The sequence below is a fragment of the Acinetobacter sp. YH12254 genome (genome assembly GCF_013417415.1).
In the GTDB taxonomy this organism is placed as follows: domain Bacteria; phylum Pseudomonadota; class Gammaproteobacteria; order Pseudomonadales; family Moraxellaceae; genus Acinetobacter; species Acinetobacter pseudolwoffii.
The window spans coordinates 1-16,717 of sequence record NZ_VPEB01000025.1; the positions used below are offsets into that span (position 1 = coordinate 1).

Annotated in this window: 16 protein-coding genes and 1 pseudogene; 7 read left to right on the plus strand and 10 right to left on the minus strand. The window is 39.2% G+C overall.

What is annotated here, in order from left to right:
- Window positions 1–93: pseudogene (locus FTV29_RS14120) on the plus strand (IS6 family transposase); the annotation flags it as partial.
- A 136-nt stretch (window positions 94–229) separates the two neighbouring features.
- Here the strand turns inward: FTV29_RS14120 and FTV29_RS14125 are convergent.
- From FTV29_RS14125 to FTV29_RS14135, 3 genes are all read right to left on the minus strand, one after another.
- A complete protein-coding gene (locus FTV29_RS14125; RefSeq protein WP_159138934.1) occupies window positions 230–1,159 on the minus strand; it encodes a copper resistance protein B in 930 nt (309 codons plus the stop codon).
- Window positions 1,146–2,999, minus strand: a complete 1,854-nt coding sequence (locus FTV29_RS14130; RefSeq protein WP_159138933.1) for a copper resistance system multicopper oxidase — start codon at window positions 2,997–2,999, stop codon at window positions 1,146–1,148. The genes FTV29_RS14125 and FTV29_RS14130 overlap by 14 nt, the downstream gene beginning before the upstream one ends.
- A gap of 89 nt (window positions 3,000–3,088) precedes the next feature.
- A complete protein-coding gene (locus FTV29_RS14135) occupies window positions 3,089–3,385 on the minus strand; it encodes a hypothetical protein (protein WP_004695744.1) in 297 nt (98 codons plus the stop codon).
- Window positions 3,386–3,533: 148 nt separating this feature from the next.
- Between FTV29_RS14135 and FTV29_RS14140 the strand changes: the two genes are divergently transcribed.
- Together FTV29_RS14140 and FTV29_RS14145 are read left to right on the plus strand one after the other, a co-directional pair.
- Window positions 3,534–4,214: a heavy metal response regulator transcription factor gene (locus tag FTV29_RS14140; protein ID WP_159138932.1), complete on the plus strand. Its 681-nt coding sequence runs from the start codon at window positions 3,534–3,536 to the stop codon at window positions 4,212–4,214.
- On the plus strand, window positions 4,207–5,607 hold the full coding sequence (locus FTV29_RS14145) for a heavy metal sensor histidine kinase (protein ID WP_004695743.1): 1,401 nt from the start codon (window positions 4,207–4,209) through the stop codon (window positions 5,605–5,607). The genes FTV29_RS14140 and FTV29_RS14145 overlap by 8 nt, the downstream gene beginning before the upstream one ends.
- Before the next feature lie 38 nt (window positions 5,608–5,645).
- Here FTV29_RS14145 and FTV29_RS14150 read toward each other — a convergent pair whose 3' ends face one another.
- The 6 genes from FTV29_RS14150 to FTV29_RS14175 form a co-directional block, all read right to left on the minus strand.
- Entirely contained in the window at window positions 5,646–6,929 is a 1,284-nt protein-coding gene (locus FTV29_RS14150; RefSeq protein WP_159138931.1) for an MgtC/SapB family protein, read from the minus strand.
- Complete coding sequence (locus FTV29_RS14155) at window positions 6,926–9,301, minus strand: heavy metal translocating P-type ATPase (protein ID WP_159138930.1); 2,376 nt, start codon at window positions 9,299–9,301, stop codon at window positions 6,926–6,928. The genes FTV29_RS14150 and FTV29_RS14155 overlap by 4 nt, the downstream gene beginning before the upstream one ends.
- A gap of 11 nt (window positions 9,302–9,312) precedes the next feature.
- The gene (locus FTV29_RS14160; RefSeq protein ID WP_159138929.1) at window positions 9,313–9,963 is read right to left on the minus strand and encodes an isoprenylcysteine carboxylmethyltransferase family protein; all 651 of its coding nucleotides are present in this window, start codon (window positions 9,961–9,963) and stop codon (window positions 9,313–9,315) included.
- Between the two features lie 20 nt (window positions 9,964–9,983).
- On the minus strand, window positions 9,984–10,232 hold the full coding sequence (locus FTV29_RS14165) for a DUF2933 domain-containing protein (protein ID WP_004695740.1): 249 nt from the start codon (window positions 10,230–10,232) through the stop codon (window positions 9,984–9,986).
- Between the two features lie 26 nt (window positions 10,233–10,258).
- Window positions 10,259–10,690, minus strand: coding sequence for a hypothetical protein (locus tag FTV29_RS14170; protein WP_004695737.1), 432 nt, complete (start codon window positions 10,688–10,690; stop codon window positions 10,259–10,261).
- A 603-nt stretch (window positions 10,691–11,293) separates the two neighbouring features.
- Window positions 11,294–11,536, minus strand: a complete 243-nt coding sequence (locus FTV29_RS14175; RefSeq protein WP_004281876.1) for a DUF2789 family protein — start codon at window positions 11,534–11,536, stop codon at window positions 11,294–11,296.
- Window positions 11,537–11,887: 351 nt separating this feature from the next.
- On the opposite strand from FTV29_RS14175, the gene FTV29_RS14180 reads away from it, so the two are divergent.
- The 4 genes from FTV29_RS14180 (at window position 11,888) to FTV29_RS14195 (ending at window position 16,526) form a co-directional block, all read left to right on the plus strand.
- Window positions 11,888–12,268: a copper resistance protein CopC gene (locus tag FTV29_RS14180; protein WP_004695736.1), complete on the plus strand. Its 381-nt coding sequence runs from the start codon at window positions 11,888–11,890 to the stop codon at window positions 12,266–12,268.
- 64 nt (window positions 12,269–12,332) lie between these two features.
- Window positions 12,333–13,214, plus strand: a complete 882-nt coding sequence (locus FTV29_RS14185) for a copper resistance D family protein (RefSeq protein ID WP_159138928.1) — start codon at window positions 12,333–12,335, stop codon at window positions 13,212–13,214.
- Between the two features lie 463 nt (window positions 13,215–13,677).
- Entirely contained in the window at window positions 13,678–13,872 is a 195-nt protein-coding gene (locus tag FTV29_RS14190; protein WP_004679365.1) for a heavy-metal-associated domain-containing protein, read from the plus strand.
- 176 nt (window positions 13,873–14,048) lie between these two features.
- Window positions 14,049–16,526, plus strand: coding sequence for a heavy metal translocating P-type ATPase (locus FTV29_RS14195; RefSeq protein WP_159138927.1), 2,478 nt, complete (start codon window positions 14,049–14,051; stop codon window positions 16,524–16,526).
- Window positions 16,527–16,621: 95 nt separating this feature from the next.
- Here FTV29_RS14195 and FTV29_RS14200 read toward each other — a convergent pair.
- Window positions 16,622–16,717, minus strand: a 96-nt coding sequence (locus FTV29_RS14200; protein ID WP_143242124.1) for a transposase domain-containing protein, incomplete at its 5' end; no start/stop codon positions are given.

Below are 16,717 nucleotides of genomic sequence, written 5' to 3' on the forward strand. Positions count from 1 at the left end.
ATGCGTGCACTACGTAAAGGACAAGCATCGTCATTTTATTATGGTCAGCCTCAGGGTGAAGTGTGTCTAATCAACAGGGTTTTCGGTCTCTAAGTACTTTTTAAAGGGAACATCATCGACTCAAATCACTATTTGCAACAGTGCCATCTGGATCAACATTTCACAAAATAAGCATACAAAAAAAATAGCAGTATTAAACTGCTATTTTTGATTTTTATTTAAATCGCTTTTAAAAAACAAACTCGATACCTGCACCATATTTCCATCCCTTTTCAGACTCTGTTGCCTCTTGCATAGAAGTGGCTTTCTGTCCTTTTTCATATTGGTAAGCAACATCAATGAAAGGTTTAATTCGCTTAGTAATCTCATATCGGGTTTTGATACCAGTTTTAAGTTCTGATAAACCTGATTTTGCAGCATAATCAGAGTCATCGTTGAATATAGCATCCATTTCTAGATAAGGTTGAGTAATCAATTTCTGGGTTAACAAGAAATCACGTTCGATTTCAAAACTTGCTCCCCAAAAGTTATTCTCGCCACCGTATAAATAAGCTTGTGTTTCAAAGAAATAAGGAGCTAATCCTAATACACCAATAACACCATCAACTCGATCACTGTTGCTGCTATTTTTATCTTCGCTATATCTTACACCAGCTTGTACATCCCAAAATGGGGCTACGTTACGGCTATAAAGTGCTGATACAGCATATTTTGGATCATTACTTTCTGACTTTTCCGAATTGGCTTCAATAAATAGACGATTTTCATCTGTACCAATCAAAGTTTCAAACTTTGTTCCTAACCCACCTTTACCGTCTTCATCAACCATCCATTCATTTTCGAGTTTTGTAGTTTGATAAACTTGACCACCATGTTCTTTAAGATGATTATTATGGGAGGAATCAGCTGGTTCCAAATTCTTCCGCATAATTTGAATACTTTTGTTTCCCTTGTTAATATTTCTTTTTGAAAAATACTTTGGATAAACATTTTGCGGGGAATAGCTTAACCCACCAGATTCCTGCAATAGTACCTTCATACTTTCTGGCATATTGCTATCTTCTACTGGTTGAGTGTTCTTTGCAAAGGTCAGATTTGATAATCCAAATAGCGCAATCATCAAAGTTGTTTTTGAAAACAAATTATTAGTGATGTGCATGTGGATTTACTCCCTTCTCATTTACTTGGGACTGAGGAACAGTCTTTGTAGAATTACCATCTTCCACTTGAGCTACAATGAGTTTATTCATCATTCCTGCACTCATATGGTAAAGCAGGTGACAATGAATAGCCCACTCACCTAACTCATCAGCTGTGAGTAGCGTGGTTATCGTTTTCCCAGGTGGAACAATTACCGTATGTTTGTTTGGCATATTGCTTGGATCCTGACCATTCTCAAGCTGCATAAACATGCCATGTAAGTGCATTGGGTGAGCCATCATACTGTCATTGACAAATTTTAAGCGAATACGTTCACCATACTTCACCACTAGTGGGTCGGCTTCATTAAATTTTTTACCATTTATTGTCCAAATATAACGCTCCATGTTTCCACCAAGTCGTACTTCAATTTCACGTTCAGCTGCACGAGTGTCTTTTTGAGGATCTAACGATTGCAAATCACTATATTGCAATGCTTTATTACCTTCAGGTGTTGAAGCATTTGCCCATCCAAATACGGTATTATCATTCTTGTCTGAAGCCGCCTTAACAGTAGCGCTATTCATCGGCATATCATGATCCATACCTTTCATAGAAGACATATCGTGATTCATGCCTTTCATAGAAGACATATCATGATTCATATCTTTCATAGAAGACATATCATGATCCATACCTTTCATAGAAGACATATCGTGATTCATGCCTTTCATAGAAGACATATCATGATCCATACCTTTCATAGAAGACATGTCATGATCCATTCCCATATCTTCCATAGTCAATAAAGAACGAGGACGAGGCTTAGGCATCTCAATTTGTTTTACAGGTGAGGTATTTTCATCATGTAAGGTTCCAACCGAAAATCCAGTACGATCAATAGATTCAGCTTCGATTTGATAATGGGCTTGTTTCGGTTCAACAATGACATCATAAGTTTCAGCAGTACCTATACGGAACTCATCTACAGGAACAGGTTTTACAGGTTGACCATCGGCACTTACCACTGTCATTTTTAAATTTGGAATTCGTACATCAAAAAATGACATAGCGGAAGCATTAATAAAACGAAGGCGAACTTTTTCACCAGCTTTGAAGTTACCCGTCCAATTTTGCTGAGGTGTCTTGCCATTCATTAAAAATGTATAACCAGTCACATCGGACATATCTGTTTTCAGCATTCGCATCTGATTCCACATAGAACGGTCTTGCCAAGTCGCTTTTAGCCCATCACGTTTAACTTGTTTTAATACATCGAATACTGTTTCGCGGCGGTTCTGATAGTAGTCTGCTTCTTTTTTAATATTTTTCATAATTTGATCACTTGTCGAATTATGAAAATCAGAAAGCAAAACAACGTAATCTTTATCGGTTTTTTCAGCAGCTGTTAGTGGAGTTTTATCTTTAGGATAAATAACAAAAGCACCATATAAACCGTCTTGTTCTTGTCCTTTACTATGTGAATGATACCAATAAGTACCATTTTGGCGGACTTTAAACTTATATTCATAAGTTTTATTAGGGGCAATGCCATTAAATTTGTTAAATCCAGGTACACCATCCATAATTCCAGGTAATAATAAGCCATGCCAATGGATTGAAGAGTCCTGATTTTTTAACTTATTGTGAACACGGATAACGGCCTCATCACCTTCTTCAAATTCAAGAAGTGGTGCAACGAATTTACCATTTACAGTAATTCTCTCAACTGGTTTTCCTGTGATATTTACAGTTTGTTCAGCGATTGTTAAATCATATTCTTTAACTGCCGCCATTACCCAAGTTGATGAAAATAAACCAACTCCAATTAAGAGTATATGACTTAACTTTTTTGACATTCTATCTCACCTTTAGAAAGGTCAAGATTGAAGTAATAAAGCAAATATTTAGTATAAACTTTAATACTTCTTTCTCGCTATTTATAAAATTATTTATTGCTACTAGGCATATTCATCTTTGAATGATCCATTTTAGAATGGTCCATATTCATCATAGAATGATCCATTTTTGACATGTCAGATGAGTTAGGAGACTGATGTTGACTATGATCTTGCTGAGTCTTGTCATCTTTTTCCATTTTACAAGGTTTTGTACAAGGTTTCTGTGCTTTTACCGTTTTAGTGGCACTTGAGGTTGATACATCTTTTGCCCAAGATTGAGTACCAGCAATTAAAGTTCCAGCACACATTAAAATTGTTAGACTACGACGCACTACAGTTTTCATAAATTTCTCTAAAAGTTAATTTCTTGCTACTACAATAAAGTGAAGCACTGAACATCTAAGTGACTTGAAAATGACATTTTTGTAATCTATCTCGATCAGATGTTTTATAACGTTATTATAGTTTTAATGAATAACTTAGGATTCTGAGATGAGAATACTATTAGTTGAAGATGAACAAAAAACTGGTGATTATCTCAAGCAAGGTTTATCCGAAGCTGGCTATATTACGGACTGGGTTACAGATGGGTTAACGGGTAAACATCAAGCTCTTTCTGAAGAGTATGACTTAATTATTTTAGACGTGATGTTACCTGGACTAAATGGTTGGAATATTATCAATGATATTCGTAGCAGCGGTAAAACAATGCCCATTCTTTTTCTTACCGCCCGAGATCAAATCGAAGATCGAGTAAAAGGATTAGAGCTAGGCGCTGATGATTATTTAGTTAAGCCTTTTGCTTTTGCAGAGCTTCTAGCTCGAATAAAAACGCTCCTTAGACGAGGGCAACAAAGAGAAGATAGTAATATTATTAAGATTGCTAATTTAGAACTTGATTTGAGAAAACGTCGGGTAACGCGAGCGGGTCAACGCATTGATCTGACGGCAAAAGAATTCGCGCTTATGGAACTTTTTATGCGTAGACGAGGTGAAATTTTACCAAGAGCGCTGATTGCTTCTCAAATTTGGGATATGAATTTTGATAGTGATACGAATGTCGTTGAAGTCGCTATTAAACGATTAAGAAGTAAAGTTGACAGTAACTTTACTCCCAAATTAATTCAGAATATTCGAGGAATGGGGTATGTACTAGAGGTAGAGGATGAATAATAATTTATTCAGAGCGATCAGTTTCCGGATCGGTATCATTTTCTCATTATCTACTATTTTCATTCTAATTATTATGGGTTTGTTCATAAATAAATTAGTAATGCATCATTTTGAAACTCAAGACCGTACCCAATTAGAAGGTAAAATCCAGCTTATTCAGAATCTTCTCCAACAGCATCCTAAAAATTCTCCAGAACTTAATCTTTATTTAAGAGATGCGTTAGTTGGACACCATGATCTTATGGTCCAAATAGAACGACCGACAGGCCAAATTTTATTTAGTTCAGCATCCTCAATCATTAATACTCAAAATTTAATCAAGTCAGCAAATAATTCATGGATTAAATGGCAAGTTCAAAATAAGACCTATCGTGGCATGATCTACACTACAGGTATAAATAGAAATTCTGAAATACAATCTGTACGAATTATTGTTGGGATCGATACATCAGAACATCTACATTTTCTAAAAGATTTTAAGCGTCAACTTTTGTATATTGGTTTGGCTGGTACAATTTGTTTAATGTTTTTAGGTTGGTTTGCAACCTGGAGAGGTTTAAGACCAGTGCAAAAAATGGCTAAGGTCGCAGAAGGAATTTCTGCTCAACATCTTTCAGAACGTTTAGAAGTTGAGCATACACCAACCGAACTAAAATCATTGGCAATCGCCTTCAATGCTATGCTGGACAGACTAGAGTCAGCTTTAGAAAAACTTTCCGATTTTTCATCTGATTTAGCACATGAAATTAGAACACCGATTAATAATTTAATGACCCAAACTCAAGTATGTCTCGCCCGTAACCGAGATATTGGTACTTATCAAGAAATACTATTTTCTAATTTAGAGGAATTTGAACGTTTGGCTCGAATGGTGTCCGATATGCTTTTCTTGGCAAAAGCAGAACATGGCTTAAATTTACAGAACTTACAGAATATTGACCTCATTAAAGAAGTTACCGCTTTATTTGATTTCTATGACGCTCTAGCTGCCGAAAAAAATATGACACTTCAACAAACAGGATCTGGCAATGTAAAAGGTGATCCTGCTATGTTACGTCGCGCACTCAGCAACCTATTGTCTAATGCAGTTAAATATGGAAACAAGAATTCTACAATACAGATAAAACTTCAACAGAATTTAGATAACACAATATTTTCAATTGAAAATGAAGGCCCTGAAATCTCTCCTGAACAACTATCCAGATTATTTGATCGTTTTTATCGAACAGATGCGTCTAGGCAAAGAACAGAAGAAGGAACCGGCTTAGGGCTTGCCATAACAAAATCTATTCTTGATATGCTTGGGGCGACCATCCAGGCTGAATCCCTCAATGGTCGAATCATTTTTACCATTGTTTTTCAAAGTGAATCCATGCAAGGGGAATCATTTTAACTCATTTTTTGAACATCTTCCATTTACCCGAGTTGACCTTACATAAAGCTCAAACTGAGAGCCAGAGCTACGCCAGCACCTATCATGGCAATTGTGTAGCCAAATATGATAGCTCGGCCAAACTGTGCCCCCCCTGTCATCCATGCAATTGTCGCTTTGCTTAACATGTTGCTCAGTGTGGCCAGCCCTAGCGCGACAGCAGCCACATTTGTTGTTAAGCCTTCAGTACTATGCAGGCGGGCAAGTGAGACTAAAATAGCATCTACGTCTGCTAGCCCAGAAATAGTCGATAATACGAAGATGCCGCTGGTGCCCAACCATTGTTTTGCTGCCGGGACCAAGACTGCCATGACAGCCAGGAAAGCAGCGAAGCTGAATGCTGTCCCAAGATCAAAAGGAGCCATTGCTTCTATTGTTCGATCGTTGTTTTCAGCGCTGGTAATTTGGCGTTGTCTCCACAATGCCATACCCAGCAGAAGGATTCCCGCAATCATCATTGCACCACCAAAAGTGCTTAGCAATGCTGGCTCAATGACGCCTATCAGCACAACCATACGAAAAAACATGATGCCACAGGCAGCCAATGTTCCAGAAATAGCAGCACTGACCATGACGGGGTGCTGGCGTGTATAGCGTGCCAGTGCGACAGTTACAGCTGTAGAAGATGCCAAACCACCCAATAGACCTGTCCAGAGTATGCCTCTTTGTGAACCGGTGAGCCGCATGGCAAAATGACCTGCCAGAGAGAGTCCGGCAATCAGGATCACTGCCCACCATAACTGGTAAGGATTTAATGCAGCAAAAGGTCCCATACCCGTATTGGGTAAGTAAGGTAATATAACGACAGAAAGTACCAGTAACTGTAGAGATGCGGTTAATTCACGATGTTCGATCAAGCGTAACCAACCATGTAAGGTTGGCTTGAGATCCAAAAATACAGCCACGATGACAGCCGCTGTTAATGCTAAAGTAACATTACCATGGGATGCATATGCACCTAGAACTAATGTCAACAGCATCGCGATCGTCGTGGTAGCGCTTAAATTACCGGAAATTTTTGCGGTACGCGCGTAGGATACCGTAAGTAAAAGGGAAAGCCCTAATACGGCTGCGACTAGTGGCCAAGGCCCAAAGTTTGGCTGTAGATGACCCAGCACTCCTCCGAGTAATCCTGTCAATGTGAAGGTACGTAGGCCTGCTACTCGGCTGCCTTCTGGCAGTTCACGATCATTCCATCCTCGTTCTAAACCAATGAGCAGGCCGATGGCAAGTGCTGCAATCAGGCCTGATACATCTGGTGGAAGAAAAGGACTCTCTATCATAGCTTTTTATGTCGCAGGCGAAGGGCATTCGTGATCACTGAAGCGGAGCTAAAACTCATGGCCAAGGCCGCAATCATGGGTGACAACAACCAACCTGTAAATGGGTAGAGTACGCCAGCTGCTATTGGGATACCCAAGGCATTGTAAAGGAAAGCAAACATGAGGTTCTGTTTCATGTTGCTGACAGTAGCTTCCGAGAGTGAACGGGCAACCGAGATACCGCGTAAATCTCCCTTGACCAGGGTAACTTGAGCACTATTCATTGCGACATCAGTCCCGGTCCCCATAGCGATACCGACATCAGCCTTGGCTAGTGCAGGTGCATCATTGATTCCATCGCCGGCCATTGCCACGATGCGACCTTGCTTCTGCAATTTGCTGACAAGTTCGAGTTTATCTGCGGGTTTGACTTCACCATGTATCTCATCGATTCCCAGACGTGCTCCGACTGAACGGGCAGTGGTGAGACCATCTCCCGTTGCCATTACGATACGTAGTCCAGCTTCCTTCAGGGTGGTAAGAGCTTCAGGAGTACTTTTTTTGATGGGATCAGATACTGCAAGCAGGCCGGCCAATTCACCATTGATGGCTAGATGCATGACACTTGCCCCTTCCGAACGCAGCTCTTCGGCTTGCGGAATCAGAGATTGTACGGAGATACCCAATTGTTCCATCAGTGCCGTGTTGCCCAAAGCTAACTGACGATCGCCCACTTGACCTCGAACACCGATCCCAGAGCCTGATTCAAAATTGTCTGGTGTTTCAAGAGACAGGCCACGTTCGTGTGCTGCATTTACAATCGCATCTGCTAGCGGATGTTCACTGCCTTGATCCAGGCTAGCGGCCAGACGTAATACTTCAGATTCCTCGAACCCTGCTGCAGCTACTACACGGTCGAATGCAGGGCGTCCTTCGGTCAACGTACCTGTTTTATCGATGATTAGTGTGTCAATCTTGCGCAGATTCTCAATGGCCGCCGCATCACGGAATAGCACACCATGGGTGGCACCTTGACCCGTCGCAACCATGATAGACATTGGGGTTGCCAAGCCCAGTGCGCAAGGACAGGCAATAATCAGTACTGCCACAGCATTGATTAATGCATAAACCCAGCTCGACTCTTCTGGGCCGAACAGTCCCCATCCAAAGAAGGTAAGTAAGGCAATGGCTACTACAGCCATGACAAACCAACCTGCTACCTGATCAGCCATACGTTGCATGGGTGCTCTCGAGCGTTGAGCTTGCGCCACCATCTGTACGATCTGGGACAACATGGTGCTTGAACCAATTTTCTCTGAACGCATGATCAATGAACCATTGGTATTCAGGGTAGCTCCAATGACTTTGTCGCCGACGCGTTTAGTGATTGGTAAAGGTTCGCCTGTCAGCATTGATTCATCTACTGAACTGCTTCCTTCAGTGACTACACCATCCACAGGAACTTTTTCACCTGGGCGAATTCTGAGTAAATCTCCTACATGTACATGCGTTAGAGGAACATCTTCCTCAGTTCCATCGGGCAGGATTCGGCGAGCTGTTTTAGGAGCAAGTCCGAGGAGTGACTTAATTGCAGCAGAAGTTTGCGAACGTGCTTTTAATTCCAGTATTTGCCCCAGTAGGGTCAAAGAAATGATGACCGCTGAAGCTTCAAAGTAAACAGCGACACGACCCATGGAGATAAATGAGTCTGGAAAGATTTGTGGTGCAATGGTCGCAACCACACTGTAAATAAAAGCAGCCCCTGTACCTAGACCGATCAGGGTCCACATGTTTGGGCTGCGATTCACAACCGATTGCCAACCACGGGAAAAAAATGGCCAACCTGCCCACAGTACAATCGGGAGTGACAACACTAATTCAATCCAGCTCTGAACTGCCATGTCGAACAGGTTCAGTTGATGGCCAAACATTGCCAAAAAAGTCACGACTATGGTGAGTGGCAGTGTCCACCAGAAGCGTCGACGGAAATCACGTAACTCAGGATTCTCATCTTCCTCTAACTCGGGAATGAGTGGTTCCAGTGTCATTCCGCATTTAGGACAGTTTCCAGGATGATCCTGTCTAATTTCTGGATGCATTGGGCACGTATAGATGGTCGTGCCTGTTGTGCTTGCATCATTAACGGATTGAGTAGTCTGATGATGCTGTGTATGTGCATCGGCAGTCGTCGTTGCGGGTTTAGCGATATATTGCACCGGGCTGCTATGAAACTTTGATTGACATTTATCACTGCAAAAAAAGTAAGTTTTCCCCTTAAATTCCTCATGGTATTTCGATTCTTCAGTGACGGTCATACCACAGACTGGGTCTTTCAGTACGTCTGTTGTAGCCTGTGCCATATGGTCCTGGTTATGATTTTTTTGATCTGACATAAATAATTCTCTTATGGAAAAGTGGTTTTATGGCCGAATTTTGGAATAAATCTCGGAGTCTGTTGAGCATAGCTGTCATAGACAGCGCCAAACTGTTTACTCATTTCAGCCTCTTCCTTAATTGCCAAGCGGCTGTACATTAAGAGTAGGATTGGAAACATAATCAGTGTCAGTAAAGTTGGCCATTGCAATAAAAAACCCAGCAAGATCATCACAAAAGCCACGTATTGTGGGTGACGTATACGTGCATAAGGGCCTGTGATCGCTAAAGAATGCTGACGTTGCGCGTTGTACAGCACGTGCCATGACGTTGATAACAGGTAAAATCCATAGCCCAAAAAAATATAACTCGCGATGTGCAGAATGCCAAAATGTGGATCACCCTTTTCACCCAGTAGCGTTGACCATAAGTGACCTGAGTTATGCGACAGCAAATCAAGTTCAGGAAAGCGAGTTTGTAGCCAGCCTGACAACAGGTAAATGGTTAAAGGGAAACCATACATCTCGACAAACAATGCAATGATAAAAGCCGAAAAGGCCCCAAATGTACGCCAATCGCGCGCAGTGGAAGGTCTAAAAAAACTGAAAGCGAACATGATAAAAACTGCTGAGTTAATGATAACCAGCGTCCATAAACCATAAGCCGATTCCGCATGATTCATGATGGATCTCCTGATAAGAGCTATTTTTTGTTATCAGATATATCGGATTTTTTTTGCTGCGAGTGGTTATGCCCATGACCACCATGCATAAAAATATGCATCAGTGGACACGCTAAAAGGAATAAATAAGGCAAAGCACCGATAACGTGGGCTAAATGTTCCGTTAATAGAAAATAAGCTGCGATACCACCCAGCACGATTAGACCAATGGCATAACGTGTAGACCAGAAGTTAGGTACTGAATTATTTTCTTGGTGTTGGTGATTCATGGTGCTTTCCCCTAATTCATGGGTAACTATTTAGTTGCTGACGGAGGCATACAGTCCATCATCATCTGCATCATGGATTGCATCATGTCCATACGTTTTTCCATCATCTGCTGACGGTCAGCCATATTTGCATTCATGCTTTGGCTGCCCATCTGTTTCATCATACTCATACCTCCTTGCATGAGTTTCATGTGCTCAGCCATAAGTTTCTGACGTTCTTGTGGGGTTTTTGCAGCCATCATCTTCTCATGCATGGCTTGCATCGCCTTCATGTGTTGATCCATTGCAGCCATTTTATCTGTAGCAGTGGTGCTGGTAACTGTTTGCTTAATTGTTACTGCAGATGGTGCTGTTTTTTCAGGGTGGTGATCTTTGTGTTCATCGGATTGCTGTGCAAATGTATTCAATGACGCGGCTGCGATACATAAGCCCAAAAAAATGTTTTTGAATTTCATCATAATTTTTTCCTTTAAATAATTTGGAAGTAAAAGCTATGTTTTAGTACTGAACAGAGACTAGGAATTTGACTACTAAACTGATGAAATTTTTGGTTATTCTCTGTCTCTCTTAAAAATTTTAGCACTATTAATTAATTATTTTTAAAAATGACAAAAATGTAATTTTGAGATCTTCTCGAAATATATAGTCTATGCTGAGATGACAAAAATTTTATTTAATATTAATCTTTTAAAACTATTAAAGTTGTTATGATTTTATGTGCTTAAAAAAATAAAAATGAAATGATTAGATGACTCCAAGGCTAGTTAGAGACACATTCTTAATGTAATTTACACTGTTATTCCTTTAAAGAAAAAATACAGTTGATCAAAATAGTTTTTTATAGAAAAAAGGGTGGATAATTTAATTATTAAACTTATTGGTATATTTATTAGATAGAAGGTAAAGAAGATTATTTTTAATATTAGGGTTTATAATCCAAATTTCAGAGTAAGGAATCTACTACTTATATAATAGAGATTCCATCTCCAAAACAGTACTACTGTATGAATGAGTTGTATTCAATGCAGGGAAGAATGTAGATCCTTAATACTAACGGAAAATTATTTTACTGAATTTTCATGTAAAGACTCATTTAATTGATCAATCACTGTCGTCCATTCACCATCAGAGTGTAGTTTTTCTTCTAAAAAATGACGTTGAGCATCAGTCCAAAAAATTGCTTGTGTTAAAAAAACATCTCCAGCTAGCTGATGGCTCTCTATGAATTTTGCAATTGCTTCTTCAGTAGAAGCTAAACCAAGCTGTTCAAATAATTTGGTCATTCTTGGACGTGTTTGAGTCATGTGCTTAGCCCATAAATTTATATTAGATCAAATTAAACATAACATGTTTATATTTAAACTAAAATATAAAAAATTAAATAGCTACTATTTTCTTAGACAAAATGATTACTACATTTCATAAATCAACCACCTACATAATTTGTTTGTTAAATGATCATTATTTTTCAATAAGATTATTTTAATAGTTAAAGATTTTAAATTTTAAAAATGACAAAAATGTAATTTTGAAGTCATCGCTCTGTTTGTGTCTCTCACTAATAATTGAAATATAAGAGGAGATGATGTGGTCTCATTAAATATAGATTTTATAAAGTCATCTCTAATGAACTAACGAATCAAGAGGAAACGTAAATGAAATTATTTCAAAATAAAATGACTGCTCTACGTCATGTTGTAGTAGCTGCAACGATGATTGTGGCTACTACAACTACGTTCGCTCATGTGAGTTTAGTGAGTGCGATTCCTGCGGAAAATGCATCTGTCCTTAGTCAACCAAAGAACTTGACCCTTAACTTTGGTGCAGAGGTTATGTTGATGAATATTAAGTTACTGGATGCTCAGCGAAGAGATGTTCCTTTAAAATATGAAGTTACTCATGACTTAAAGAAATCCTTTGATGTCGCTCTTCCGAAACTGAAAAAAGGTAAATATACCGTTGTCTGGACAACAATGGGGAAAGATGGCCACAACATGAATGGTGAATATAGTTTCACTATCAAATCAACTAAATAAGAATTGATTACCTTTCAACATGTCAGTGAGGTGCTGGCATGTTGTTCTAGAATGGACAAAAATAATGATTTCTGAATATTGGATGTGGGCCACTTGGTTAACTAAGGTTATTTTATATTTAAGTTTAGCTTTTGTCGTTGGTGGAGCCTTTTGCTATTTTTTACTTAGACAATATCTTGAACTAAAAGAATCGATTCTTAAATATATTACAATTGGCGCTGGATTAGGCCTAATTTCCAGTACCTTGGGATTTTTTATTCTGATTGGTAGTTTTGCCAATACTGGTATTACAGGGATGGTGGACCCCACGTATATTAATATATTGGTTAATACTCCGACGGGGTATATATACGTTCTTCGTTCTATTAGTTTTGCTCTTTTACTTCTTCTCATGGTGGTTAAAGTTAACAGGAACAAAGGTCAGTTTTCTATAATTGAAAGTTCAATATTTTGTATTTTACTTATCCCGATTATTTTTAGTTTTTCCCAGCTCGGACATGTCGCTAATTTAACCTTACTTGCTCAAATTTTATTATCAATCCATATTCTAGTTATGTCTTTATGGATGGGGTCTTTATATCCGTTATGGAAAACCAGCCGGGAAATAAGTGGTTTACCTTTAAAAGATCGCATGCATGTATTTGGACGTATTGCTGCTTTCATTGTTGGGATATTAATCGCCTGTGGCGCTAGTGTAGCTCTTCTTTTAATTAAAGATTTTAATACCTTACTCAATACTCCATATGGTCATGCTTTCATTATTAAAATATTGTTTGTTATAAGCATTTTGCTTTTAGCAGCCTTTAATAAATGGTATTTTACTCCGCGTCTGCAACATCCTCAATTTGCTAAACACCTTAGTCATGCCATTTTATTTGAGATGTTATTAGGCCTATCAATTCTATTAACAACCGGCTATATAACAACAGTAGTGGGTATTGAATAAGAGAATTTCAAAATAAGGTTATTGAGGAAATTTAACATTAGTACTTTTATCTTTTGTAGCTGAGCAATAAAGTTTCTACTAGACTGCCAGCTTACGACAATCAGAACAGTAAACTCGCATCATAAGGCATTTATACATTAAAGGTAGTCACCGGTTTTTAGCTTCAATCCATAAGAGTCTCATCTATTCAGTTCACTACTATTGATTGAAATAACTATCTTATAAATTTCAAAGTGATCGTAGATGACAAAAATGTCATTTTTAAGTCACGTTAATGTTGGTTAAGTACTTTTACTGTAGTCATTAGAACGCTATGCTTTAGAATACTCTGATGAAAACTATGGATGTAAACAGACCAAGTTACAGCAAGTAACTGATTCAGAGAAAGGCTGGTTGTATGGTGAAAGTTTAGAGTTACTGTTCTAATGGTTTAAACAAATATTTTGTTAAAAAGGAGCAACATATGAAATTTCACATCGCTAATATGACTTGTGGTGGTTGTGCACGAGGTATTACTACTGCAATTAAAGAGCTCGACTCGAATGCATCACTCGATATTGATTTACAAAACCGTATCGTTGAAATCAACACAACGGTTAGTCAGGATAAAGTCATTGCCACTCTCGGTGATCGTGGATTTACAGCTGAGCCTGCTTAATCTCTGTTAGAGTAAAGTGGTAATCCCTTATCACTTTACTTACTCTTGTTTTTCTCATCGTACAGATAAAATCTGTACTTGCTTGCAATAAAAGTGCTGCCTGAATTCCCAATTATCTTGGTTCGAGCTGATCTTCGCATATAGAACTCAGCATATCTAAATGATAGAGATCGTATATGAGTACCGAAATGACTGATACGCCACACTACAGTGAAACATTAGAGATTGAGGGGATGACATGTGCTTCTTGTGTAGGCCGTGTGGAAAAAGCTTTAAAATCTGTTGAGGGTGTTGAATCGGCTCATGTAAATCTGGCTACCGAAAAAGCAGTCATTTATGCGCATCAACCACTTGATCGCGCTACTTTAATTAAAGCCGTAGAAAAAGCAGGCTACGAAGTGGAAGTATTGCAACCGATAGAGCTTACGATAGAGGGTATGTCATGTGCTTCTTGTGTAGGTCGAGTAGAAAAGGCTTTAAAATCTGTTGAAGGAGTTGAGTCGGCTCATGTAAATCTGGCTACTGAAAAAGCGACTATTCAGGCAAGCTCATCTGTCACTCGTGACTCGTTAATTCAGGCTGTCACCAAAGCAGGGTTTGAAGCAAAGTCAGTTCATCAAACTACGGAAAGCTTTCAAGATAAAAAGAATATTGAATTAGAAAAACTTAAAAAAGATTTAATTTTGTCAGTCTTATTGACTCTACCCGTTTTTATTTTAGAAATGGGATCACACCTGATTCCCGCCTTTCATACGTTTATGATGGATAACATTGGCCAACAAAATAGCTGGTTAATGCAATTTTTCTTGACCACAGTAGCATTAATTTTTCCAGGCCGACGCTTCTTCAAAAAGGGCATCCCAAGTTTATTCCGCTTAGCACCAGACATGAATTCCTTGGTGGCTGTAGGAACATTGGCTGCTTATCTTTATTCAGTGGTTGCTACTTTCTTTCCAAGTGTCCTGCCACAAGGCACGGTCAATGTTTATTATGAAGCTGCAGCGGTTATTATCACTTTAATTCTATTAGGTAGATTTTTTGAAGCCAAGGCAAAAGGCCGAACGTCTTTAGCAATTCAACATCTAGTTGGAATGCAGCCTAAAGTTGCCAGAATACAGCTCAATAATCAGGTGATAGAAGTTCCGATTGCCGAAGTTCAAACAGGAACGATTGTAGAGATTAGACCAGGCGAGCGTATCCCTGTCGATGGTGAAGTTATTCACGGCCAAAGTTTTATTGATGAATCCATGATTACTGGCGAGCCTATGCCCGTTGAAAAAACGATAGGCTCTACTGTGGTAGGAGGAACAATTAACCAAAGTGGCAGCTTAAATATCAAAGCCACCTCTGTTGGTAGTTCATCAGTGCTTTCTCAAATCATCCGAATGGTTGAACAGGCACAGGGTTCCAAGCTGCCTATTCAGGCATTGGTTGATAAAATTACCATGTGGTTTGTACCTGTAGTAATGGGTCTCTCTCTTTTAACTTTTATTACTTGGTTTATCTTCGGCCCTGAGCCAGCCCTAACGTTTAGCTTAGTTAATGCAGTTGCGGTACTCATTATTGCATGTCCTTGTGCAATGGGACTTGCAACGCCTACATCAATCATGGTGGGAACTGGGCGTGGTGCTGAAATGGGTGTTTTATTCCGTAAAGGGGAAGCTTTGCAGCTGCTCAAAGAAACTAAAGTGGTTGCTGTTGATAAAACAGGGACCCTGACTGAAGGGAAACCAATTTTAACCGATCTGCATGTCTTAGAAGGGTTTGAATACAATGCCGTACTTTCACTTATGGCAGCCGTTGAATCAAAGTCTGAGCATCCTATTGCTCGAGCAATTGTACAAGCCGCTATAGATAAGGAATTAATTCTGTCTCCTGTTGCTGATTTCAAGTCAGTCACGGGCTATGGAATAGAAGCAACGGTGTCTGAACATTTGGTTCATATTGGTGCAGATCGATATATGGAAAAACTAGGTTTGAATCCTAATGTTTTTTCTCAATTTTCGGATCGTTTGGGAGAAGAAGGAAAAACCCCTCTCTATGTTGCGATTGACCAGAAACTTGCTGCCATTATTGCTGTAGCAGATCCAATTAAAGAATCAACATTTGCTGCAATTGAAGCGTTACATCAGTTAGGTTTAAAGGTTGCCATGATTACAGGTGATAACCGTCATACAGCTCAAGCGATTGCAAAAAAACTAGGTATTGATGAGGTTATTGCAGAAGTCTTACCAGAAGGTAAAATAGAGGCCGTTAAAAAATTAAAAAATCAATATGGTAAACTCGCATATGTTGGAGATGGCATTAATGATGCCCCTGCACTTGCAGAAGCAGATATTGGTTTAGCAATAGGTACAGGTACAGACGTAGCTATTGAAGCTGCTGATGTGGTTTTGATGTCTGGCAACCTGAAAGGAGTGCCAAATGCTATCGCTTTAAGCAAAGCGACTATAACCAATATTCGTGAAAATTTATTTTGGGCATTTGTTTACAATGCAGCTCTGATTCCTATTGCAGCAGGTGTACTTTATCCGCAATTTGGACTGCTACTTTCTCCTGTATTTGCTGCTGGTGCAATGGCTCTCTCGTCAATATTTGTACTAGGAAATGCTTTACGATTAAAACGTTTTAAAGCCCCCCTTGCAATTATTTAACCATTTTTTATATACATTGGCTTTGTTGCACAAAGATTTGAAATGCAAAGCGCCCCTAATTGAGGTAAGCGTCCGCTGAACCCCATGCCTATTTTTTAATTTGAGTTGGATTTCCAGCGATGTGGTAGTAATTCTTCTATTTGGGTCGCTTTATGCGTCGGCAGCCTTTTCAGCACATCACTGAGATAGGC